This is a genomic window from Sinorhizobium prairiense (assembly GCF_029201645.2).
Taxonomy (GTDB): Bacteria; Pseudomonadota; Alphaproteobacteria; order Rhizobiales; family Rhizobiaceae; genus Sinorhizobium; species Sinorhizobium meliloti_A.
Genome location: NZ_CP104133.1, coordinates 722759 through 743844 on the forward strand (window position 1 = coordinate 722759; position 21086 = coordinate 743844).

The 21086-nt window shown below is 62.9% G+C and carries 24 protein-coding genes and 2 pseudogenes; 20 read left to right on the forward strand and 6 right to left on the reverse strand.

Annotated elements, in window-relative coordinates:
- Positions 1–8 precede the first annotated feature (8 nt).
- Together N0Q91_RS26635 and N0Q91_RS26640 are read left to right on the forward strand one after the other, a co-directional pair.
- On the forward strand, positions 9–683 hold the full coding sequence (locus N0Q91_RS26635) for a hypothetical protein (protein WP_275599640.1): 675 nt from the start codon (positions 9–11) through the stop codon (positions 681–683).
- Complete coding sequence (locus tag N0Q91_RS26640) at positions 680–1033, forward strand: hypothetical protein (RefSeq protein WP_100670798.1); 354 nt, start codon at positions 680–682, stop codon at positions 1031–1033. The genes N0Q91_RS26635 and N0Q91_RS26640 overlap by 4 nt, the downstream gene beginning before the upstream one ends.
- Before the next feature lie 111 nt (positions 1034–1144).
- Here the strand turns inward: N0Q91_RS26640 and N0Q91_RS26645 are convergent, their stop codons facing one another.
- Positions 1145–1957: a quinoprotein dehydrogenase-associated SoxYZ-like carrier gene (locus N0Q91_RS26645; RefSeq protein WP_275599641.1), complete on the reverse strand. Its 813-nt coding sequence runs from the start codon at positions 1955–1957 to the stop codon at positions 1145–1147.
- 173 nt (positions 1958–2130) lie between these two features.
- Here N0Q91_RS26645 and N0Q91_RS26650 point away from each other — a divergent pair, with 173 nt between their 5' ends.
- Positions 2131–3234 (forward strand): quinoprotein relay system zinc metallohydrolase 2, encoded by a 1104-nt coding sequence (locus N0Q91_RS26650; RefSeq protein ID WP_275599642.1) that lies wholly within the window; start codon positions 2131–2133, stop codon positions 3232–3234.
- Positions 3235–3312: 78 nt separating this feature from the next.
- Here the strand turns inward: N0Q91_RS26650 and N0Q91_RS26655 are convergent, their stop codons facing one another.
- Complete coding sequence (locus tag N0Q91_RS26655; protein WP_275599643.1) at positions 3313–3954, reverse strand: hypothetical protein; 642 nt, start codon at positions 3952–3954, stop codon at positions 3313–3315.
- Between the two features lie 170 nt (positions 3955–4124).
- Here N0Q91_RS26655 and N0Q91_RS26660 point away from each other — a divergent pair.
- From N0Q91_RS26660 to N0Q91_RS26690, 7 genes and pseudogenes are all read left to right on the forward strand, one after another.
- A pseudogene (locus N0Q91_RS26660) lies at positions 4125–5251 on the forward strand (S-(hydroxymethyl)glutathione dehydrogenase/class III alcohol dehydrogenase).
- A gap of 8 nt (positions 5252–5259) precedes the next feature.
- Positions 5260–6090 (forward strand): S-formylglutathione hydrolase, encoded by an 831-nt coding sequence (gene fghA, locus N0Q91_RS26665; RefSeq protein ID WP_018098069.1) that lies wholly within the window; start codon positions 5260–5262, stop codon positions 6088–6090.
- Between the two features lie 13 nt (positions 6091–6103).
- Positions 6104–6514, forward strand: a complete 411-nt coding sequence (locus N0Q91_RS26670; RefSeq protein ID WP_100672565.1) for a c-type cytochrome — start codon at positions 6104–6106, stop codon at positions 6512–6514.
- A 177-nt stretch (positions 6515–6691) separates the two neighbouring features.
- The gene (gene xoxF5 / locus N0Q91_RS26675) at positions 6692–8497 is read left to right on the forward strand and encodes a lanthanide-dependent methanol dehydrogenase XoxF5 (protein WP_100672564.1); all 1806 of its coding nucleotides are present in this window, start codon (positions 6692–6694) and stop codon (positions 8495–8497) included.
- 77 nt (positions 8498–8574) lie between these two features.
- Positions 8575–9105 carry a c-type cytochrome, methanol metabolism-related gene (locus N0Q91_RS26680; RefSeq protein WP_010975085.1) on the forward strand — a complete coding sequence of 177 codons (531 nt, stop codon included), beginning with the start codon at positions 8575–8577 and terminating at the stop codon, positions 9103–9105.
- Entirely contained in the window at positions 9062–9931 is an 870-nt protein-coding gene (locus N0Q91_RS26685) for a substrate-binding domain-containing protein (protein ID WP_275599644.1), read from the forward strand. The genes N0Q91_RS26680 and N0Q91_RS26685 overlap by 44 nt, the downstream gene beginning before the upstream one ends.
- On the forward strand, positions 9928–10473 hold the full coding sequence (locus N0Q91_RS26690) for a PQQ-dependent catabolism-associated CXXCW motif protein (RefSeq protein ID WP_100672561.1): 546 nt from the start codon (positions 9928–9930) through the stop codon (positions 10471–10473). Before N0Q91_RS26685 ends, N0Q91_RS26690 begins: the two co-directional genes overlap by 4 nt.
- A 115-nt stretch (positions 10474–10588) precedes the next feature.
- On the opposite strand, the gene N0Q91_RS26695 is transcribed toward N0Q91_RS26690, so the two are convergent.
- Positions 10589–11110 (reverse strand): DUF3280 domain-containing protein, encoded by a 522-nt coding sequence (locus tag N0Q91_RS26695; protein ID WP_275599645.1) that lies wholly within the window; start codon positions 11108–11110, stop codon positions 10589–10591.
- A gap of 126 nt (positions 11111–11236) precedes the next feature.
- Between N0Q91_RS26695 and pedA1 the strand changes: the two genes are divergently transcribed.
- The 10 genes and pseudogenes from pedA1 to N0Q91_RS26745 all read left to right on the forward strand — a co-directional run bounded on the left by pedA1 (position 11237) and on the right by N0Q91_RS26745 (position 18921).
- Entirely contained in the window at positions 11237–12424 is a 1188-nt protein-coding gene (pedA1, locus tag N0Q91_RS26700; RefSeq protein WP_275599646.1) for a lanthanide ABC transporter ABC transporter substrate-binding protein PedA1, read from the forward strand.
- A 1-nt stretch (position 12425) separates the two neighbouring features.
- Positions 12426–13400, forward strand: coding sequence for a YVTN family beta-propeller repeat protein (locus tag N0Q91_RS26705; protein ID WP_275599647.1), 975 nt, complete (start codon positions 12426–12428; stop codon positions 13398–13400).
- A gap of 39 nt (positions 13401–13439) precedes the next feature.
- Positions 13440–13883, forward strand: a complete 444-nt coding sequence (locus tag N0Q91_RS26710; RefSeq protein ID WP_275599648.1) for a cupredoxin domain-containing protein — start codon at positions 13440–13442, stop codon at positions 13881–13883.
- Positions 13884–13946: 63 nt separating this feature from the next.
- A complete protein-coding gene (locus N0Q91_RS26715; RefSeq protein ID WP_275599649.1) occupies positions 13947–14918 on the forward strand; it encodes an ABC transporter substrate-binding protein in 972 nt (323 codons plus the stop codon).
- Positions 14911–15673, forward strand: a pseudogene (locus N0Q91_RS26720) (ABC transporter permease). Before N0Q91_RS26715 ends, N0Q91_RS26720 begins: the two are co-directional and overlap by 8 nt.
- On the forward strand, positions 15670–16293 hold the full coding sequence (locus tag N0Q91_RS26725) for an ABC transporter ATP-binding protein (RefSeq protein ID WP_275599650.1): 624 nt from the start codon (positions 15670–15672) through the stop codon (positions 16291–16293). Before N0Q91_RS26720 ends, N0Q91_RS26725 begins: the two are co-directional and overlap by 4 nt.
- Entirely contained in the window at positions 16290–17018 is a 729-nt protein-coding gene (pedB, locus tag N0Q91_RS26730; RefSeq protein WP_100672555.1) for a lanthanide ABC transporter ATP-binding protein PedB/LutE, read from the forward strand. The genes N0Q91_RS26725 and pedB overlap by 4 nt, the downstream gene beginning before the upstream one ends.
- Positions 17015–17806, forward strand: a complete 792-nt coding sequence (gene pedC / locus N0Q91_RS26735) for a lanthanide ABC transporter permease protein PedC (protein WP_100672554.1) — start codon at positions 17015–17017, stop codon at positions 17804–17806. Before pedB ends, pedC begins: the two co-directional genes overlap by 4 nt.
- A gap of 120 nt (positions 17807–17926) precedes the next feature.
- A complete protein-coding gene (gfa, locus tag N0Q91_RS26740; RefSeq protein ID WP_015008668.1) occupies positions 17927–18496 on the forward strand; it encodes an S-(hydroxymethyl)glutathione synthase in 570 nt (189 codons plus the stop codon).
- A 278-nt stretch (positions 18497–18774) separates the two neighbouring features.
- Positions 18775–18921 carry a hypothetical protein gene (locus N0Q91_RS26745; RefSeq protein WP_275599651.1) on the forward strand — a complete coding sequence of 49 codons (147 nt, stop codon included), beginning with the start codon at positions 18775–18777 and terminating at the stop codon, positions 18919–18921.
- On the opposite strand, the gene N0Q91_RS26750 is transcribed toward N0Q91_RS26745, so the two are convergent.
- Genes N0Q91_RS26750 through cbbX form a run of 3 tightly spaced genes read right to left on the reverse strand, consistent with a single transcriptional unit; the run spans position 18890 to position 21078 of the window.
- Positions 18890–19456, reverse strand: coding sequence for a thioredoxin family protein (locus N0Q91_RS26750; RefSeq protein ID WP_018098055.1), 567 nt, complete (start codon positions 19454–19456; stop codon positions 18890–18892). The genes N0Q91_RS26745 and N0Q91_RS26750 overlap by 32 nt on opposite strands.
- A 3-nt stretch (positions 19457–19459) precedes the next feature.
- Entirely contained in the window at positions 19460–20146 is a 687-nt protein-coding gene (rpe, locus tag N0Q91_RS26755) for a ribulose-phosphate 3-epimerase (protein WP_275599652.1), read from the reverse strand.
- Complete coding sequence (cbbX, locus tag N0Q91_RS26760; RefSeq protein WP_275599653.1) at positions 20143–21078, reverse strand: CbbX protein; 936 nt, start codon at positions 21076–21078, stop codon at positions 20143–20145. The genes rpe and cbbX overlap by 4 nt, the downstream gene beginning before the upstream one ends.
- Between the last annotated feature and the right edge of the window lie 8 nt (positions 21079–21086).

Here is a 21086-nt window from a genome sequence, read left to right on the forward strand (position 1 = left end):
GATCTGCGATGCGTATTTTTCTCCTGATCGCTCTATTCCTGCTGGGGCAGGGGCACGGACCCGTGGCTGCTGCGGAGACCTACGAGCTCCTCTTCCATTCGGCGGCGTTGAAAGGGCTCGCCGCGGCGACGAACGGTTCCGTAGACGAGCAGAGCTCGCTCGTCTACGACAAGGTGGTGTCGGGGCCTGATGCAGGGCAGAGGGCCGGCAGCTTCACGATCGACCTCAAGGTTGGCGACAATGTCGCGATGACGCTCCATCAGGGCAGCCAGTCCCGGGGGCTCGGCAACTATCCAGCCTCGGTCGGCAATCCGCTGATCATGTATTTTCTCGAAAGCGTGCTTTCCGATCTTGCGGCACAATCCGGCGGCAGTCCCTTCTACATGCGCAACCGCATCAAGGAAGCCCTGCTGCGGGATGCGCAGATCGAGCCGATATCGCTGCGCTATCACGACCGTGAAATCGCCGCGCGCGAGGTGACGATCCGGCCGTTCGAACACGACAAGGCGCGCGCGCAAATGGGGCGGATCTCGCAGTTGTCGCTCGCCGTCACCGTGTCGGAAGAGATTCCCGGCTGGTATTATGCGCTGGTAGCCACCGTTCCTTCGGCGGCGGGCGGGGCCGAGGCCGGCTATTCCCACGCGATCACCTTGAAAGAAGCTGCGGAGGGCGGCCGGCCATGATGCGCGCCGCCCTGACCGCGCTCGCAATCGCGACGGCGGCAATCCCCGCAAGCGGACAGAGCATGTCTGAGCGCCTCAACGATTACCCCACCGAGGTCCGGGCCGACTATGTGTTCGGCTGCATGGCCGCCAACGGCCAGAGCCGGGAAGTATTGAGCAAATGCGCCTGCTCGATCGATGTGATCGCATCGATCCTGCCCTATGACAAATATGTCCAGGCCGAAACGGTGCTGTCTCTCCAGCAGGGGAGCGGCGAACAGCTGGCCATGTTCAAGTCGGCGGTCGTGCCACGCACCATGGTCGCGGATCTGAGACGCGCCCAGGCGGAGGCGGAGATGCTGTGCTTCTAGAGCACCTCCAGGAAAGTGTGTAACGGTTTTCCGTCCGGAAGTGCGTTGAACCAAAGGGTTAGAGCACTTCCAGGAAAAGTGTGTAACGGTTTTCCGTCCGGAAGTGCGTGATCAGGCGGGCGGCGTCTTCGGCAGGACGCGGTCGAAGACATTGCCGTCCGTATCGACCGCATGGACCGTGAAGTCCGGGGCACCATTATCGGTATAGCTGAAGCGGAACACGGGATTTTCACTGATCGATATCCCGCCGTCGAGCGAGAACAGAAGCTCGTCTCCCTGCTTCACGACCAATTCCGTGATGAATTTCGCACCGACGAAGAGCTGGGTGATCTGGTCGCGCTGGAGACCGGAATAGTTCGGATGGCGGATCATGATCTGCGCCTCGCGGCGGGCCTTCTGTCCGTCCCCCTTGCCGTCGAAGAGCTTCAGCCGCATCTCTCCCATATCCTTCAGCGCCGCGACGGGGTCCTTTGTGGCGGGCGCCGAGCAGCCGCCGGATGCCTTGACGAAGCGGCCATTCATGAAAATGCCCCGCGGCGTTTCGGCGATCGCCCGGACGTTCGAATATTGGTTGACGCGCACGCGGGTTTCGAATTTCAGCGGTGCCATCGCGGGGCCGAAGCGGATTTCGGCGGCCACCGGCGCCGGGTTCTCGTCGATCACCAGCTTGAGGGATTCGATCGGATCCGCCGCGGCGTCCGTCTGCTCGATCGTGACCGGCACCGTCGCGGCGTCGTTGGCGCGGTAGGGCGCGGTGACGGAGAACAGGGTGGCGCCGTCGAGAATGGCCGCTTCGCCGACGACGTCGCCCTTCAAATCGGGCCAGGTCGCGCCGTCTGCTAGCGGGTTGTTCGGCTTCTCCGGCTCGGCAAGTGCAAGGCTTGCCGACAGCATGGCGGGAACAAGCGCGAGAATGAGCTTCATGGTTCAAAGCCCCCTTTTTGGACAGGCTGCGAGTATCTTATAGCATAGAACGAGATGCCCGGGAGCAGAAGCGAGCCTTTCGGATATGTTGTCTGACGCGACCGGCGGCCGCAATCTTGTTGATCGCCGGGTTTGTGTATTGCCCACTTTTTCGAAAATGCCGGGGGCTCGAGGTGTTCGAAGCATTCGTGACGATGTGCATCCTTGCTGCAGCAGCACCTGACGCGCCGCCGAGCGAGATCTGCCGGGTGGCACTGCTGCCCGGCTTTGCGGCGGAGACGAAAGCGGGGTGCGAGCATGCGCTGCATTCCGTCACGCGCAAGCCGGGCGACTGGACTGAGAAGCCGCCATTTTGTGCCCCGAGGCCCAACTCGGCCCTCTCCTTCAGCGAGGCGGCCCCAGGGGTCTTCCTGCATCGCGGCCGGGTGGCGGAGCCGGATGTGGAAAACGGCGGCGACATGTCCAACTTCGGCTTCGTCGTGGGGTCGCGCAGCGTCGCCGTGATCGATTCCGGCGGCGCGCGCAAGCTCGGAGAAGAGATCTATCTGGCGATCCGCGAACGAAGTCGCCTGCCGATCAGTCATCTGATCCTGACGCACATGCATCCGGACCACGTCTTCGGCGCCGAGCCGCTCCGCGAGGCAGGCGCGGCAGTGGTCGGCCAGGCCAATTTGCCGCGTGCGCTCGCCGACCGCGCCGAGAACTATCGCGCAAGCTACGCCCGGCGGATCGGCGAGGCCGCCTTCCTGGGCAGCCGCATAGTCGCACCGGATCGGGCGATAGCGCAGCAGGAGGCAATCGACCTCGGCGGCAGGGTGCTGGAACTGCGCGCCTGGCCAACGGCGCACACCTCTACCGACCTCACCGTCTTCGACCGGACGTCCGGTATCCTTTTCGCCGGCGATCTGCTGTTCGACAGGCACACGCCGGCCCTCGACGGATCGCTGCGCGGCTGGCTCGCCGCTCTTTCCGAGATGAAGGGGCTGGGCGCGCGGAAGGTCGTACCGGGCCATGGAGGGCCGCTGCTCGACTGGCCTGAGGCCGCCGCGCCGCTCGAACGCTACCTCCATGTTCTGGAGTCCGATACCAGGAAAGCGCTCGACGACGGCCTGGCGCTCGGGGAAGCAAGCGAGGTCATCGGTCGAAGCGAAGCGGACCGATGGCGCCTGTTCGACCTCTTGAACCCGCAAAACGCCACGTCCGCCTATACGGAGATGGAGTGGGATCCTTCAGAGCACTCCCAGGAAAAGTGCGTAGGGCCTTCCGTGCGGAAGTGACCAGATTCAAAGCGTGGGGTGAGAAAAGCGGAATCGCTTCTCGTGAGGCACGATGGGCGGATCCGATGCGTTCAGGCGTCAGTCCGGCATATGCTTCAGCAGCATCTGTGCAATGGCATAGGCGCGTTTTTCCAAAAGCACCGGTGTTTCGCACACATAGGTGAGCGCCTGCGAGCGATCGCGATAAATGCGCTCATCCCAGTCGATCTGTTCCTCCAGCTTGTCGATACGGTCGAAGTCGGGGCTTTTCTCCCGCGAAAGCTTCGCCATCTCGACGCGCGCGCCCTCGATGCGGGACGAGAGCGCGATCTGGCTGCGGGAATAGCGGGCTATTCCCGTGATCAGCCGCTGGCGGGTCGCGGCGATATTGTCGAACACGCCGTAGAAGATGTTGCCGAGCAGTTGACCGTCGACCTGCTTGTTCCGCTCCACGAAAGCCCTGATATGCGCGTCGGCCTCTTCCAGGCTGACCCGGCGAAGCGATAATGCTTCCACGAGATCGTTTGCTTCGGGCGAAAGAGGCGTGCGGGTCACCGGCGCGGGCCACATCAGGCTCGCCGACAGGTTCTCGACCTTGCGCTGGATACAGGGCCAGTCGGGATCGGAAAAATCCATTGCTGCTGCGATGCCGGGGGCTTGGGTCAGGCAAAGCGCCAGACCGATCGCCAGCTTGAGCGGCAAACCGCGCATCCGGCGAAGCGCGTGACAGGCGACTCTCATTCTTGATGTCTCCGTGTTCTCACGGGCGTCAGTATAGGGTGACCGCGGACGAAGCCAAAGGTCGCGTTTTACACACTAAGGTCGCAATTGTCTTTGTGCTTTGGCCCGTCTGTAATCTGTGTACAAGCCCTCATAAGGGGCCCTTACATAACGTAGTACCGGAGGAATCCATGCGCACTCGCGCTGCTCTGGCCGTTCAGGCCGGAAAACCCCTTGTCGTGACCGAAGTCGAGCTCGAAGGCCCTCGGGCCGGCGAGGTGCTGGTCGAGGTGAAGGCGACCGGCATCTGCCATACCGACGATTTCACGCTGTCGGGGGCCGATCCGGAGGGGCTGTTCCCGGCGATCCTCGGTCATGAGGGCGCCGGCATCGTCGTCGATGTCGGCCCCGGCGTCACCTCGGTGAAGAAGGGCGACCACGTCATCCCGCTCTATACGCCGGAATGCCGCTCCTGCCCCTCCTGCCTCAGCCGCAAGACCAATCTCTGCACCGCCATCCGCGCCACCCAGGGGCAAGGGCTGATGCCGGACGGCAGCTCGCGGTTCTCGATCAACGGCGACAAGGTCCACCACTATATGGGCTGCTCGACCTTTTCGAACTTCACCGTGCTGCCGGAGATCGCGCTCGCCAAGGTCAATCCGGACGCCCCCTTCGACAAGATCTGCTATATCGGCTGCGGCGTCACCACCGGCATCGGCGCGGTGATCAACACCGCCAAGGTCGAGATCGGCGCCACCGCCATCGTCTTCGGTCTCGGCGGCATCGGGCTCAACGTCATCCAGGGGCTTCGCCTTGCCGGCGCCGACATGATCATCGGCGTCGACCTCAACAACGACAAGAAGCCCTGGGCGAAAAGTTCGGCATGACCCACTTCGTCAATCCGAAGGAGGTCGGCGATGACATCGTGCCCTATCTCGTCAACCTGACGAAGCGCGGTGCCGACCAGATCGGCGGCGCCGACTACACCTTCGACTGCACCGGCAACACCAAGGTCATGCGCCAGGCGCTCGAAGCCTCGCATCGCGGCTGGGGCAAGTCGGTGATCATCGGCGTCGCCGGCGCCGGCCAGGAGATTGCCACCAGGCCGTTCCAGCTCGTCACCGGCCGCACCTGGATGGGCACCGCCTTCGGCGGCGCGCGCGGGCGCACCGACGTGCCGAAGATCGTCGACTGGTACATGGAGGGCAAGATCGAGATCGATCCGATGATCACCCACACCATGCCGCTCGAGGACATCAACAAGGGGTTCGAGCTCATGCATTCCGGCGAGAGCATTCGGAGCGTGGTCCTCTATTGAGCGCGAAGATGGAACTCGTAACGCAAAGCCAATGTTTCGGCGGGACCCAGTCCGTGTACCGCCACGCCTCCGAGGTTTGCGGTGTCGAGATGACATTCGGCCTCTACATGCCGCCGCAGGCGCGGACGCGTTCGGTGCCGCTGTTGTGGTATCTCTCGGGCCTGACATGCACGCATGAGAATGCCATGATCAAGGCGGGTCTGCAGCGGCACGCGGCCGAGCAGGGGCTGGCGCTGGTTTTCCCCGACACCTCGCCGCGCGGCGAGGGCGTGGCCGACGACGAGGCCTACGATCTCGGTCAGGGTGCGGGCTTCTATGTCAATGCGACGCAGAAGCCCTGGTCGCCGCACTATCGCATGTATGATTACATCGTCACCGAATTGCCCGCTCTTCTGCAGGATCAGTTGCCGCTGAACGGCGTCAACGGGATCACCGGGCATTCGATGGGCGGCCACGGCGCGCTGACGATCGCCTTCCGCAACCCGGAACTGTTCCGCTCCGTTTCGGCCTTCGCGCCGATCGTCAATCCGACCCGGTCGGACTGGGGCCGCAAGCAGTTCTCCGCGTATCTCGGCGACGACGAGGCCGACTGGGGCAGCTATGACGCCTGCCTGCTTCTGGGCGAGCTCGGCTGGCATGGCGATATCCTGATCGATCAGGGCGCGGCGGATCAGTTTCTGGACGAGCTGCAACCCGAGGCGATGGCCCGCTTGCTGGCGGAGCGGCGACAGGCCGGCGTCGTCCGGCTGCAGGCGGGTTACGATCACAGCTACTACTTCGTGGCGAGCTTCGGCGAGGACCACGTGCGCTGGCATGCAGAGCGGCTGAACGCCGCGTAAGGGAGAGGAAAGAATGGCTTTTAGACTTGGTACCCGACTGACCGCTTTCGTCCTGTTCGGTGGAATTCTTGGCGCTGCTGCGCCGGCTCTTGCTCTGGATCCTTCGGTCGGAGATCCCGGTGCAGGCGAGAAAGTCTTCCGCAAGTGTCAGGCCTGTCATGCCGTCGGTCCGGATGCCAAGTCGAAGACCGGACCCTTGCTGAACGGGATAATCGGCCGGTCGGCCGGCAAAGCCGAAGGCTACGCCTACTCGCCGGCAATGAGCAAGGCGGCCGAGGCAGGGCTTACCTGGACGCCGGAGAAGATCGCTGAGTTTCTGACCAGTCCGAAGGGCTTCCTACCCGGCACCAAGATGACCTTTGCGGGTCTGCGCAAGGATCAGGAGCGCGCCGATATAATCGCATATCTGGCAACCTTTCCCTGACCGAAGAGGAGGAAGCGAAAACAAGGACAGAAGCAAGTTACCCCTGAAGCAGACGGAGTTTTCTCCAGCAGCAGGGGCAGAGTCGCAAGCCGATACCGGGAGATGAGGAGACCGCGAGGTTTTCCCGGAGCGAGCGGGTTCAACGGCCCTATCGGCAGCACCCAAGAGGAGGATGAAATGAAACGACTTCTTACAATGCTTGCCATTTTGTCGATAGGCGGCGGTGCACAGGTCGCTTTCGCCAACGATGATTTGCAGAAGCTCATCGATGACCCCAATCAATGGGCTATCCAGACCGGCGACTATGCCAACCTGCGCTACTCCAAGCTCGACCAGATCAACAAGGACAACGTAGGCAAACTTCAGGTTGCCTGGACCTTCTCGACCGGCGTTCTGCGTGGTCACGAAGGTTCGCCGCTCGTCATCGGCGACCTGATGTACGTCCATACGCCGTTCCCGAACACGGTCTACGCGTTGGATCTCAGCAAGGACGGCCAGATCGTCTGGAAATACGAGCCGAAGCAGGATCCGAACGTGATCCCGGTGATGTGTTGCGACACCGTCAATCGCGGCGTGGCCTATGCGGATAACAAGATCTTCCTGCATCAGGCCGATACGACGGTCGTGGCACTCGACGCCAAGACCGGCAAGGTCATCTGGAGCGTCAAGAACGGCGATGCCACCAAGGGCGAGACGAATACCGCCACCGTCATGCCGGTGAAGGACAAGATTCTCGTCGGCATATCCGGCGGCGAGTTCGGCGTCCGCGGTCACGTGACGGCCTATTCGATGGCAGACGGGAAACTCCTGTGGCGCGGTTACTCCATGGGGCCCGACAGCGATACGCTGATCGATCCTGAAAAGACCACCCATCTGGGCAAGCCGGTCGGCAAGGATTCCGGCCTCACCACCTGGGAAGGCGATCAGTGGAAGATCGGCGGCGGCACGACCTGGGGCTGGTACTCCTACGATCCGGAAGAAAATCTGGTATATTACGGATCCGGTAACCCTTCGACCTGGAACCCGACCCAGCGGCCGGGCGACAATCGGTGGTCGATGACCATCTTTGCGCGTGATGTCGATACCGGCATGGCGAAATGGCTCTATCAGATGACGCCCCATGACGAATGGGACTATGATGGCGTCAACGAGATGATCCTGACCGAACAGCAGATCGACGGCAAGGACCGCAAGCTGCTGACCCACTTCGACCGGAACGGCTTCGGCTATACGATGGACCGCGTCACCGGCGAGCTGCTCGTGGCCGAGAAGTACGATCCCACGGTCAACTGGGCGACTGAAGTGGTCATGGATCCGAAGTCCGACAAATACGGTCGGCCTCAGGTCGTGGCACAGTATTCGACGGAGCAAAACGGCGAAGACACCAACACCACCGGCGTATGCCCGGCGGCACTCGGCACCAAGGACCAGCAGCCTGCGGCCTATTCGCCGAAGACCGAGCTGTTCTACGTGCCGACCAACCACGTCTGCATGGACTACGAGCCGTTCCGGGTAAGCTACACCGCCGGCCAGCCCTATGTCGGGGCCACGCTGTCGATGTACCCGCCGAAGGACAGCCACGGCGGCATGGGCAATTTCATTGCCTGGGACAACAAGGAAGGCAAGATCAAGTGGTCTCTGCCGGAGCCGTTCTCGGTCTGGTCCGGCGCTCTGGCAACAGCCGGCGACGTGGTCTTCTACGGAACGCTCGAGGGTTATCTGAAGGCGATCGACGCGGCAACCGGCAAGGAGCTCTATCGCTTCAAGACACCTTCCGGGGTGATCGGCAACGTGATGACCTATGCCCGTGACGGCAAGCAGTACGTGGCCGTGCTTTCGGGTGTCGGCGGCTGGGCCGGTATCGGTCTGGCAGCGGGCCTGACCAACCCGACTGAAGGTCTCGGAGCCGTCGGCGGCTACTCGGCCCTCAGCAACTACACCGCACTCGGCGGCACGCTTACCGTGTTCAAGCTGCCGGAATAAGAGGCAATCTTCGCCCGGGAGTTGGCGCGGGCTCACAAGCCCGCGCCAACTCATATCAGCCCCCAAAAGGACGCAAGATGACCAGATCAAGACCAGCCGTACCGATGATCCTCGCCTTTTTGACGTTTATGGCGAGCGCCGCAGGCGCAGAAGATGCGCCAAAGGACAACATCACCGCTGTGCGCGACGAAAACGGGCGCTACTACACCGCCGACGACGTTCCCACTTTCAAGATCGCCGAGGACGGCACGGTCGACTGGCTCACCTATTCGGGCTTTCGCCGCTATCACTCGGAATGTCACGTCTGTCATGGCCCGGAGGGCGAGGGGTCGAGCTATGCGCCGGCCTTGAAGACCTCCGCGATAAACATGGACTACTACGATTTCGTCGATGTCGTCACGAACGGGCGCAAGAAGGTGAACGCTGCCGAGAACTCGGTGATGCCTGCCTTCGGCGAGAACGTCAACGTGATGTGTTATCTCGACGACATCTACGTCTATCTGAAAGCGCGCGGAGCCGATGCGCTGCCGCGCGGACGTCCGGCCAAGAAGGAAGCGAAATCCGATGCGATCAAGGAAGCTGAAACGGCTTGTCTCGGTCACGAGTAGCCTTCTGGCAGGCGCCGGCGCTCTGTTGCTGGCGGCCGCCGGCTCTCAGCCGGCGGTAGCGCAGACATCGGACCTGGTGTCGAAGACGGCTTTTCGGGTCTGTGCCGATCCGGCCAATCTGCCGATGTCCGATCGGTCGGGTAAGGGATACGAGAACAGGATCGCCGAGCTGATGGCGTCCAAGCTCGGGTTGCCGGTGGAGTACACCTGGTTTCCGATGGCGACCGGCTTCGTGCGCAAGACCCTGCAGGCCAATGCCTGCGATGTGGTCATCGGTTTCGCCCAGGGCGACGAGCTGGTCCTGAACACCAACCATTATTATACCTCGTCCTATGTGCTGATCGTTGCCTCGGAAGGTCTGCTGGGCGGCGTCACGACGCTTGCCGACCCTCTTCTCAAGGACAAGCGGATCGGCATCGTCGCGGGAACGCCGCCGGCGACCCATATGGCGAGAAACGGACTGCTGCCCAAGGCGAAGGGATATCATCTGATGGTCGACCGGCGCTATGAGGATCCGGCCGACGACATGCTCGCCGACCTGGAATCCGGCGCCCTCGACGCAGCCATCCTCTGGGGGCCGATCGGCGGGCCGCTCGTCAAGGCAAGCCACCCGAAGCTGAAGGCGACCCCGCTCCTGTCGGAGACCACCCCGCCAAGGCTCTTCTACCGCATCACCATGGGCGTGCGGCAAGGCGAGAAGGTCTGGGAGCGCAAGCTCAATTCCCTCATTCGTCGCAATCAGTCCGAGATCAACGCGATTCTCGCCGAGGCCGGCGTGCCGCTCCTGAACGACATGGGAACCGGCCCGCTCGAGGCACAGCAATGACCCGCCAGTGGCTCCATTCGCTGGTCCTGCTCTTGTTTGCCGCCTTCCCGGCGGCGGCGGCCGAGGAGCCTGCGGGCTACCGGGAGAGCGAATACCGCGCCGAGGTGCCGGCGACGCTTTCCGGCGCGACCGTCGTGTCGACCGAAGCCGCCCATGCCTTGTGGAAAACCGGTCAGGTGGCCTTCATCGACGTCCTGCCGCAGCCGCCGAAGCCCGCCAACCTGCCCGAGGGAACGGTCTGGAACGAGAAGCCGCGGCTGTCCATTCCATCTGCCTTATGGCTCCCGAATGTCGGCTATGGCCGGCTGGCCGACGTCATGCACGCCTATTTTCGCGCCGGCCTGGAAAAGGCGACCGGTGGCGACAAAAGCCGGCCGGTGCTGTTCTTTTGCCTCGACGGCTGCTGGATGTCCTGGAATGCCGGAAAGCGCGCCCTCGAATACGGCTACACCCACGTCTTCTGGTATCCGCAGGGCACCGATGGTTGGACGGCGGCCGGCTACCCCACGGAGCGCATCGAGCCGGAGCCCGGCGGCCGGTGAAACGAGGGAACGTATCGGAGGACTGCAATCTCTCCTCTTCGCGTCATCCCTGTGACGAGCGCTCAAACAGGCGGCGGGTATCCCGAATCTCAAAAAAGCCTTAATCGGGCATCCTTCAGGATTTGAAGAAGTGGTTTTTCAGGATGTAGCGGATGCCGCGCAGCCAGCTGTCATCGGTGTTCGAGCGGATGTCGACGGCAAGGCCGCGCAGCATCTCGCCGGAGTTCACGTCGCGCAGTACGAGCTCCACCGATAGGATAAGGTTGGAGATCTTACGCACTTCGCCGACCAGCACATAGTCGGCGCCAAGTCGCTTGCCCATACTCAGGTCGCAGCCGTTGCAGTCGGCCGGATTGACCGTGCTGGCGAGTTCGGCTGCCACTGGCTCGTTCGTGAGAATGACGAAGCCTTCCTGAACGAAGCGGTCGCGCGCCGCGTTTTCCATGAGCTCGAGCCGCGCGGTCTCGTCGGCGCGCACTCCGTTATAGGCCCCCTCCGTCGACAGATCGATGAATGTCATGCCGAGGAATGCGACCTTGGCGCCCGGCGCCAGCGGCTTGTCCAGCGCAGCACGAGCGAGCGCCGGCGACAGGGCCAGAACAAGGATCGAGACAACGACTGTCAGGATGTGCCGCATGACATCCAGCCTAGCACACGCATGTCGCTAAACTACGCTCCTTAAGTATCGGTTTTGCCACACCTACTGCGCTGTTAGTCTCCATCTCCGAGGGAGTGTCAGGGAGATTGGGAGGTCGTTCCGGCAATGCCTAACCCATCGCTTTTGCATGTCGTTTTCTGGGTGACGGTGTTTGTTACGTCTCCCGTGCAGGCGGCGGAGGTGAAGACGGCTGTGCTGCGGATCGATCGTGTCGTCGGTCCGCCGATCTCGCGGCTCGATGCGCCGCCCGCCGATCTGGGCTTTGCCGGCGCCATGCTTGGCAACGAGGACAACCGGACCACCGGCGCCTTCACCGGCATGGACTACACCGTGAAAACGCAGGCGGTTGCGCCGGAAGAGGCGGAGGCGGCGCTCGATGGGCTGAAGGCGGAAGGCATCGGCCTCATCGCGGTGATCGCAGAAGGCGACGTACTGAAGGCGCTCTCCGACAAATCCGGGCCGGACGTGCTGCTTTTCAATGCGGGCGCTCGCGACGACGGGCTGCGCGATGCCGATTGCCGGGCCAATGTGCTGCACGTCTCGCCGAGCCGTTCGATGCTCAGCGACAGCATCGTTCAGTTTCTCATGTGGAAGAAATGGCCGCGTATCCTGCTGATCCACGGCTCGCATCCCGAAGACAAGCTGCTTGCCGACAGCTACCGCAAATCGGCCGCCAAGTTCGGTGCTGAGATCGTCGAGGAGCGGGAGTTCGTCGACACCGGCGGCAGCCGGCGCACGGATACCGGTCATGTCTTGGTGCAAAAGCAGATTCCCATCTTCACCCAGGAGGCCGAGGAATATGACGTGATCGTCGCGGCCGACGAGGCTGGCGTTTTCGCGCCCTATCTGCCCTATCACAGCTGGGATCCGAGGCCGGTCGCGGGCTCTGCGGGCCTGCGTCCGGTCTCCTGGCATCCCGCCCACGAGGCCTGGGGTGCGACCCAGTTCCAGCGCCGCTTCGAAAAACTCACCGGCCGCTACATGCGCGAGGAAGATTACCAGGCATGGCTTGCAATGCGCGTGATCGGAGAGGCGGTGACGCGGTCCGGCAAGGCCGACCCGGGGAGCGTGCGGGCCTACGCCCTTTCCAAGGATTTCGAACTGGCTGCGTTCAAGGGCCAGAAATTGACCTTCCGCACCTGGAACGGGCAGTTGCGGCAGCCGGTCCTTTTGACCGAGGGCCGGGTGACCGTTTCCGTATCGCCGCAGGACGGCTACCTGCACCAGCATTCGCCGCTCGACACGCTGGGCATCGATGCGCCCGAGACAGCCTGTCACGCATTTGGAGGATAAGATGCTCAGACCCGCACTGGCGATTGTGTCCGCCGTTCTGTTGTCTGCCGGTTCGGCCGAGGCCAACAAGGTCTTCGTGAGCAACGAGCGCGGTAACAACATAACCGTGCTCGACAGTGAAAGCTGGGAAGTGATCGCCACGTTCCCGGCCGGAAACAGGCCGCGCGGCATCACCATCAGTCCGGACGGCAAGGAACTTTACGTCTGCGCGTCGGATGACGACACCGTCAGGGTCTTCGATCCCGAGACCTATAGGGAACTGCACACGCTGCCGTCGGGTCCGGATCCGGAACTTTTCGCCCTCGATCCTTCCGGCAATCCGCTCTACATCGCCAATGAGGACGACAATCTCGTGACCGTCGTGGATGTCAAGGCGCACCAGGTACTGGCTGAGGTGCCGGTCGGGGTCGAGCCGGAAGGCGTCGCGGTCAGCCCGGATGCCAAGACGATCATCAATACGTCCGAAACCACCAATATGGCGCATTTCATCGACGCCTCGACCTACAAGATCGTGCACAACGTGCTGGTGGATCAGAGGCCGCGTTATGCGGAGTTCACGGCAGACGGCAAGAAGCTCTACGTCAGCGCCGAGATCGGGGGTACCGTTTCGGTGATCGACGTGTCGGCGGCCGAGCCGAAAATCACCAAGAAGATCACGTTCGAAGTCCCGGGCGTCCTGCCGGAATGGCTGCAGCCGGTCGGCGTCAAGGCCACCAAGGACGGCTCGCGCATCTTTGTGGCGCTTGGACCCGCAAACCGGGTTGCAGTGATCGACGGAGCGACGGACGAAGTGCTCGACTATCTGCTCGTCGGGCAGCGGGTCTGGCAGATGGCATTCACGCCGGGCGAGGAATTCCTGATCACCACCAATGGCAATTCCAATGACATCAGCATAATCGACGTGAAGGCGGAAAAGGTGATCCGCTCGGTTCAGGTGGGCGAGCAGCCCTGGGGCGTCGTAGTCGCGCCGGATTGAAGCGGAGCAATGGGCAAATACCAATGGGGAGGATTCATCGTGCATAAATCGGTTGTTGCGGCGCTCGCCGCGCTCTTTCTGGCGAGTCCGGCCGTTGCCGCGCCGCTTTGCAGCGACCTCGGCTTTGCCGGGCTGCTGGCCAAATGCAATCGGGGAGAGCCGATCGAGATCACGCTTGCGTCCGGAAAGCCGCTCGGCAAGGGTGCCATTACGCTCCAGTCAGGCGCATACTACGAAATGCAGATCACGGCGGACGGATCGGCGGAGCTGGCGATCACCGGTGCGCCGTTCTTCCGTGCGATCTGGATGAACGAGATCGTCGTCAACGGCATCGAGGTGCGCCCCATGGCGATCGACAGCCTGGAATTCGACGAGGCCGGGACTGCAACGCTGTCTTTCATCGCCGTCAAGCCGGGCAGCTACGAAGTGAAGATTCCGGAATCCTCCGGCGACAGCCAGAAAGTATCGATTTCCATACAGTGAAACGGTGCCCGAGAAAGTCCGCGGGACAGGGTGCCCGAAGGCGGCGGTTCCGGGGAGGAAGAGATGAAAGTTATTCGACTGTTCATGGCCGCTTGCCTGTTCGCATTCGGACCGGCTGCGGCCTCGGCCGACGAGTTGCCGCAATTGCGGGCGGCCATGCTGGCATCGGGAACCGTCAACTGGGAAATCTCGACCATCAAGACCCACGAATTCGACCGCAAGAACGGCTTCGAACTGGCCGTGCAGGACTATGCGGACAACGGCGCGACGCGCGTCGCCTTCGAGGGCGGCGAGGCCGACACGATGGTGGCCGACTGGATCTGGGTGGCCAACCAGCGTGCCTCCGGCAAGGATTATGTCTTCATCCCCTATTCGCGCGCGGTCGGCGGCCTGATGGTCAAGGATGAAAGCGGCATCAAGGCGCTGCCGGACCTTGCCGGCGAGAAGATCGGCATTGCCGGAGGTCCGCTCGACAAGAGCTGGCTGATCCTGCGCGCCTATGCCAAGCAGCAGCATGGCATGGATCTCGCAGCCGAAACCGAGCAGGTGTTCGGCGCTCCGCCATTGATCTTCAAGTCGGCGCTTTCCGGCGAGACGGCGGGTACCATCAATTTCTGGCACTTCCTCGCGAAGATGAGGGCCAAGGGCATGCATGAACTGGTCTCCGTCTCGGATGCGGCGGCGGCGCTCAAGCTCGATCCCGATACGCCGCTCCTCGGCTACGTGTTGAAGGGCGAATATGCCGCGACCCATCCGGAAATCGTGAAGGGGCTTTACAAGGCCTCGCGCGCAGCCAAGGATCTGCTGCGCGAGAACGACGAGGTGTGGGAGGAATTGCGGGACAAGATGAATGCGGCCGACGACGCTGAATTCATTGCGCTACGCGATGGCTATCGCGCCGGCATTCCAAGCGGCAAGCCGATCGACGAGGCGGCCGCCGACCGTTTTCTGCGGCTGATGGCGGAACTTGGTGGAGAAGAGCTCGTCGGCAAGGCGACAAGCCTGCCCAGTGGATTGTTCCTGCACCTTGAATAGAACGCTGCAACATCCTGCCTTGGTGCGCGCATTGTCGCTGGGGCTGCTGTTGCTCTTGTGGATAGCGGCCGCCGGCTTCACGGATGACGCGTCGGTCCTGCCCCAGCCCTGGACGCTCTGGGCACCCTTCGTGCAAGCGGTCAGTTCCGGCGCCTTGCCCTATCACCTGGGCATGACGCTCTGGCGCGTGATCTGCGCATTCGTGCCGGCCATGGTGATCGGCGTGGCGATCGGCTTTCTGATGGGGCGCGTTGCCGCGGTCGATCGATGGCTCGACCCATGGCTCGTCGTGTTTCTCAATCTGCCGGCACTGGTGCTCATCGTGTTGTGCTACATCTGGATCGGTCTCAACGAGACGGCCGCCATCACCGCGGTGGTGCTCAACAAGATCCCCAATGTCGCAACGCTTCTGCGCGAGGGCGCGCGGGCGCTTGACCCGGATCTCGACTCCATGGCGGCGGTTTACCGCATGCGTCCGCTGGCGCGGCTGCGACACGTGATCATGCCGCAGCTTGCGCCTTTCATTGCCGCTGCCGCCCGATCCGGCATTGCGGTGATATGGAAGATCGTGCTGGTGGTCGAGTTTCTCGGCCGCTCCAGCGGGATCAGGGTTCCAGATCCATTTCTATTTCCAGCTTTTCAACGTTGCCATGGTGCTGGTCTATGCGCTTTCCTTCATCGGCGTGATGCTGCTGGTGGAGGCTTTCTTCCTGCAGCCGGCCGAACGCCGGGTGCGGCGCTGGAGGACGGCGTGATCAGGATCGATGTCAGACGAAAGGCATTCGGCGAAGAGGAGGTCCTGCGCGACATCCGCTTCGAGATGGAGATCGGCGAGACGGTCGCCATCCTCGGTCCGTCGGGCATCGGCAAATCGACGCTGCTTCGGCTCGTCGCCGGCATCGACACCGCTTTCGACGGCGAGATCACCCGGCCGGAAAATATTGCCATGGTTTTTCAGGAGCCTGTTCTTCTGCCGTGGAGAAGCGTCATCGAGAACCTGACATTGGTGCATCCGCAACTCGGGATGCAAGCTGCACTCTCAGCGCTGGAGCGGACCGGCATCGCCGACAGGGCCGCGCTCTTTCCCGGCCAGCTATCGCTCGGCCAGCAGCGGCGGCTGGCGCTGGCGCGGGCCTTTGCCGGTCGGCCGGAGCTTCTCGTCCTGGACGAGCCCTATGTGTCGCTCGATCCTGCGATGGCCGAGGACATGCTGGCCCTGACCGAGGCGCTGATCGCGGAAACCGCACCTGCCGTCATTCTCGTGACCCATTCGGAAGCCGAGGCGCGGCGGCTTGCCCGGCGCTGCCTCCGCCTTGCCGGGAAACCGGCGACGATTATAGAAGAGTTTGCGGCCGCGCCGGGAAGGGCATCATGATCGGGCTCGACATCAGCCATGTCAGCTACAGCTACGGAAAATCACGGGCGCTGGACGATGTCAGCTTCTCCGTCACGACCGGTCGGTTCTGCGCGCTGCTCGGGCCGAACGGCGCCGGCAAATCGACGCTGTTCGCTCTTCTGACGCGGCTGCTCGCGACAAGGGCCGGCACGATCGGCGTGGCCGGCTTCGACATTGCGCGCGAGCCGCGTGCGGCGCTCGCGCGCATCGGAGTGGTGTTCCAGCAACCTACGCTCGATCTCGACATGTCGGTGCGCCGAAACCTGCGCTATTTCGCCGGGCTTCATGGTTTGTCGGGGCGGCAGGCCGCTGTGGCGATCGAAGCGGCGCTGACACAGCTCGGCATGGCCGAGCGGGCCGACGAGCAGGTGCGTGCGCTCAACGGCGGTCACCGGCGGCGCATGGAGATCGCGCGGGCCTTGATCCACAAGCCGCAGATATTGCTGCTCGACGAGCCGACCGTCGGACTGGACGCTGCCTCCCGGCAGGCGATCACCGATCATGTGCATCTGCTTGCCGCGAGCGGCCTTGCGGTTCTCTGGGCGACGCATCTGGTCGACGAGATCCGGCCGGAGGATCAGGTCGTCGTTCTGCATCGCGGCAAGGTGCTGAGCGACGGCACCGCCGCGGAACTTGCGGGCGGGCAGGGGCTCGCCAAGGCGTTCCTGTCGATGACGGCCGAGAACCGGGAGGTTTCGGCATGAAGGCATGGCTGGTCGCGCTTTGCGCAATCGTCACCCGCGAAAACCTGCGCTTCGTCCGCCAGCGCGGGCGGTTTCTGGCGGCACTCGTCCGCCCGCTCGTCTGGCTGATCGTCTTTGCCGCCGGCTTCCGCGCGGCGCTCGGCGTGTCGATCATCCCGCCCTACCAGACCTATATCACCTATGAGGTCTATATCCTTCCGGGGCTCTGCGGCATGATCCAGCTCTTCAACGGCATGCAATCGTCGCTGGCGCTGGTCTATGACCAGGAGATGGGATCCATGCGCCTCCTGCTGACCTCGCCCCTGCCGCGCTGGTGGCTGCTGTTCTCGAAACTTCTCGCCGGTGTGATCGTCTCCATCCTGCAGGTGGCGGTGTTCCTGGCCATCGCTGCGCTGACCGGCATCACCGTGCCGCCCGTCGGCTATGTCGCGGTGCTGCCCGCCCTCCTCATCAGCGGATTGATGCTCGGTGCCTTCGGCCTGCTGATATCCTCGACCGTCCGGCAACTCGAGAACTTTGCCGGCGTCATGAACTTCGTGATCTTTCCGATGTTCTTCCTTTCCTCGGCACTTTATCCGCTCTGGAAGATGGCCGAAAGTTCGCCGCTGCTGCGCGACATCTGCGCCCTCAATCCGTTCACCTACGCGGTCGAACTGATACGCTTCGCGCTTTACGGCGAACTCAACCTGACGGCGCTCGTCTGGGTCGGCGCGTGCTTCGTCCTGTTCATGCTCGCCGCCCTTTGGGGCTATAATCCGGCCCGCGCCATGCTCCGGTCGAAAGGCTGAGCCCTGCCCTTGCTGGGGTGTTCGGCGCCGAAAACCGACACTTTCCGCTATATTGCCGCGAGCCGCATTTCAACTGATCCTGCTTGTGAACGAAGGACGTTCAAAGCCGAGGAGGAACCAATGCTCAAGCTACATCCGTCCATCGACAACGGCTTTCCGCCTGCCAGTCCGGGCTTTGCCGGCGGTACGCTGAAATGCAAATGCGCCACAAATCCGGTAACCGTGCGGATCGGCTCGCAGACGGCGCACAATCATGCCTGCGGCTGCACCAAATGCTGGAAGCCCGAGGGTGCGATCTTCGCCCAGATCGCCGTCGTCGGCCGCGACAACGTGAACGTCACCTCAGGTGCGGAGAAACTGCAGGTCGTCGATCCGAGCGCGACGATCCAGCGTTACGCCTGCCGCGATTGCGGCACGCACATGTATGGCCGGATCGAAAACACCAAGCATCCCTTCTACGGCCTCGATTTCGTCCATACCGAACTCAGCGACGAAACGGGCTGGTCGCCGCCCGAATTCGCGGCCTTCGTTTCTTCGATCATCGAAAGCGGTGTGAACCCGGAGAGCATGCCGGAGATACGCGCAAGGCTGACCGAACTCGGCCTGCAGCCCTATGATTGTCTGTCTCCGCCGCTGATGGACGCGATCGCCACGCATATCGCCAAACAAACCGGCGCCCTGCCGGCCTGACCTGTTGAACATTGGGGACTCCGCTCCACCAGCCGACCGTCTCCTCCCTCGGACCCCGCCCGTCGCCTCTTATTGCAGAGGCATTTCGACGGGCGGGGGCTGAGGCGTTTTCGCGTCCGCATTGGAGGAGCCGCACATCCCGGCCTTCATTCCTGTGCTTGTCACAGGAATCCAGCCAGCCAAGTCCTTGGGCTGAATGAACTCTTCCCGCGCGCCGCAGACGCGGCGTTGCTGGATCTCCGTGACAAGCACAGAAGATGAGGTGAAAGGAGGGACCGATGCAGTTCCTCGCCAGAGTTCGTGCGGTCAGAGAAGACGAAACGGCAAGCCTTTGGTCGGCTGTCTGCATCGGGGCAGGTCAGAAGGCGCGTGGCGCGATGGTGGGCGGTTCCATCAAACCTGAAAAGCCGAAATCTTCCATTTGATGGTACACCCTATGGAAGGCTGCTGCTCGGCCGGGCCCTTGCCGAACAGCGCGACCATGACCATGGCCTCGTAGAGATCGCGTCGCAGATCGGCGGGGCCGATCTCCTTGCGCGATGCGTCCAGCCGCCCGCGATATTGCAGCTTCATGTCCTTGTTGAAGCCGAAGAAGTCGGGCGTGCAGACGGCGCGGTAGGCTTTGGCGACGGATTGGTCCTCGTCGTGGAGGTAGGGAAAGGGCAGGGCGTTTTGCGAAGCGAAGCGCTTCATGTTTTCGAACGAGTCCTGCGGGTAATTGCCGGCGTCGTTGGAGTTAACAGCCACGAAGCCGATCCCGTGAGCCCTGAGGTCGATGGCGTCCCGCACGATCCGGCCGATGACCGCTTTCACATAGGGGCAGTGATTGCATATGAAGGCAACGACCAGCCCTTTCGGGCCGGCCTGGCCGAATATGGTGCGGGTGAAGCCATCGACGCCGGGAAGCGTGGCGTCGATCGCTGGCCAGCCGAAATCACAAAGGGGTGGTGTAGCGGCCATGGCTCACGCTGCCTTCCTGATGGCGCCATCGGAGGCGGCGCGGATGGCCGCGATGTTCCTGGCGTAGTGCTCCTCGCTGCCGCCTTTGAATACCGCCGAGCCGGCAACCAGCACATCGGCGCCTGCGGCGGCAACCAGCGGTGCGGTCTCCGGCGTCACGCCGCCGTCGATCTCTATGTGGATCGGACGGCCGCCGATCATCGCCTTCACCCGCCGCACCTTGTCGACCACGGCCGGAATGAAATCCTGGCCGCCGAAGCCCGGATTGACCGTCATCAGGAGGACGAGGTCCAGCCGGTCCAGCACATATTCGATGACGCTCTCCGGCGTGGAGGGATTGAGCGATACGCCCGCCTTGCAGCCGACGTCGCGGATGGCCTGCAGCGAGCGATCGAGATGCGTCGTCGCCTCCGCATGCACGGTGATGATGTCGCAGCCGGCACAGGCGAAGGCGCCGAGATAGGGCGTGGGCGGTGCGATCATCAGATGGCAGTCGAACACCTTGTCCGTGCGGTCCCGCAGCGCCTTGATGACCGGGGGACCGAAGGTGATGTTGGGCACGAAATGGCCGTCCATCACGTCGAGATGGATCCAGTCCGCACCGGCCCGGCACACGGCCTCGACCTCTTCGCCGAGCCGTGAGAAATCGGCCGACAGAACCGAAGGCGCTATGATGGTCTTCTCATTCATGGCGATGTCTCCGTATGACTGGGTTCGACTGTGGTGAACACCCGGCTCGCGGCGATGTCACGAGCCGTGATGGTCGACAGCTGTTCGGCATCGACCGGTCCGGCGCTTTCCTCGAAAAGGCGGTTCGCCTGCCGCAGCCGGGCCCGGTCGAGCGCATTTCGGATGGAGCGCGCATTGGCGAAATGCGGCTGTCGCCGGCGGCGCGCGATGTAGTCGCTCATCACCGCAGACGCCTTGCTGTCGAAGCGGTACCCCTGCCGGCTGAGCATGCTCTCGGCGATCGATAGAAGCTCCCCGTTATCATAATCGGGGAAGTCTATGTGATGGGCGATCCGGGATCGAAAGCCGGGATTGCTCTCGAAAAACCGGTCCATGCGGTCGGCGTAGCCGGCGAGGATCACGACCAGGTCGTCGCGATTATTCTCCATCACCTGCAGCAGGATCTCGATTGCCTCCTGGCCGTAATCGCGTTCGTTGTCGGGACGGTAGAGGTAATAGGCCTCGTCGATGAAAAGCACGCCCCCCATTGCTTTCTTCAGGATCTCCTTGGTCTTGGGTGCGGTGTGGCCGATATATTGCCCGACCAGGTCGTCGCGCGTCACCGAGACCAGATGGCCCTTGCGGATATAGCCGAGCCTGTGCAGCAGGTTGGCCATGCGCAGCGCCACCGTGGTCTTGCCGGTGCCGGGATTGCCGGTGAAGCTCATATGCAGCGACGGCGGCTCATGGCTGAGGCCCATTGCACGGCGCGCCCGCTCGACGAGAAGCAGCGCCGCCGTCTCGCGGATACGCTGCTTCACGGGTTTCAAGCCCACGAGTTCCCGGTCCAGTTCGTCAAGGATCTCGGCGACGCCGGAGGCTTGGTATTCCTCAGCGAGGTCGACCGAAGTCGGCAGGCTTTCGGTGTTCGATGGAGCATCCGGCATCAGCATTGTCGCTC